Origin of the sequence: Actinomyces oris, from assembly GCF_001937665.1 — a bacterium.
GTDB lineage: Bacteria > Actinomycetota > Actinomycetes > Actinomycetales > Actinomycetaceae > Actinomyces > Actinomyces stomatis.
This window is the reverse complement of record NZ_MSKL01000046.1, coordinates 1-1,384: the sequence shown is the minus strand read 5'-3', so window position 1 is coordinate 1,384 and position 1,384 is coordinate 1. Positions and strand designations below refer to the sequence as shown.

At 66.1% G+C, this 1,384-nt stretch carries 1 protein-coding gene; it reads left to right on the top strand.

Features of this window, described 5'->3' with window-relative positions; translation table 11 throughout:
- Positions 1-300: 300 nt before the first annotated feature.
- The coding region (locus BKH28_RS13090) for an alpha/beta hydrolase (protein WP_075419215.1) at positions 301-1,384 on the top strand (1,084 nt) is incomplete at its 3' end.

The following is a 1,384-nucleotide window of genomic DNA, read 5'->3' as shown; positions in this document are numbered from 1 at the left end:
TCAAGAATGTAGTTCTTGATCTCGGCGATTGCCGTGGAGGACTGAGTCATAGGGGAGGTGGTGAGGCCGGACATGACACCGCGGGACGTCTGCATGGCCCCATTGTCCGACTTTTGGCGCATTTGTGCTGGTGAATGTCGAATTGTGCCCGCCCATGCGTTCTCGCGTCTCCGGACGGATGTCGTGCTGAAAACGGGAGTCGTCGTCAAGCAGCGGCCGGAGGCGGAGCCCTGTAGTGCCGATCAATGACTGATTGTGAGTGGGTTGCTGCTACAGCGCTCACAGTGCAACAGTTACGGCATGCCCCACTCGCATGAAGCGGTCCCTACCCGCCCTCCCTACGACACTGCTACTGCGGCCCTGCTTGAGTGCATCGAGCCGCTCGGCATCTTCCGGACCATGACGGTGCAGAACATCCCGAGCTGGCGCGCCCCCGTTGATGAGGTCCGAGCGGGTTTCCTGCTCAGGCATCCTGACGTCGACTTGGAGGATGTTGAGGTCCTTCGTCAGAACGGGACGGCGTTTCCCGCTGCGGTCGTGCGGACCGTCCAGAGCGCCTCCGTCGGCGGGCCCGGCCCTCTGTTCCTCTCCCTGCACGGGGGAGGACTGGTGATGGGATGCCGTTTCAACGGTCTGTTGACCGTTGTCCCGTGGCTGCGGAGGTACGGAGGCGTCATTATCAGTCCTGAGTACCGGCTGGCTCCGGAGCATCCGGCACCCGCCGGCGTTGAGGACTGCTACGCCACGCTGTGCTGGGCGGTCGAGCATGCCGAGGACCTCGGCGCCGATCCGGGGCGCGTCGTCGTCGTCGGGCCGAGCGCAGGTGGAGGGCTGAGCGCCGGCACGCTGCTCATGGCGCGAGACCGACAGGGGCCGGCCGTTCTCGGTGGGCTGCTGGACTACCCCATGCTGGATGACCGCACAGGAATGCAGCACTGGCAGGACTCGGTCTCAGCGCGTCAGTACCCGGACGATGGCACCTGGCCGACGGCGTACAACAATGTCGCTTGGGATGCTGCGCTGGGGGAGCGGCGCGGCACGGAGCTGGTCACCCCATACGAGGCCCCCGCCCGCGCCACATGGCTGGGCGGGCTGCCGCCGCTGTTCATCTCAGTGGCCTCCGCCGAGGTCTTCCGGGATGAGGATGTCGCCTTCGCCTCCAGGGTGTGGCGCGACGGCGGTGATGCCGAGCTGCACGTCTACCCCGGGGGCACTCACGCCATGGAGTTCGTCAATGCGCGGTGGCTCGCGCAGGGGCTCACTGCCGCGCGCGACCTGTGGATGGAGAGGCTGCTTCGTCCGGAGGACCCGCGCCTCAATGTTCTGGCCGTGGCGCAGGCCGGAACCTATCCGGCTCTGACGGAGCGGTTCTTGGCTGGTGGTT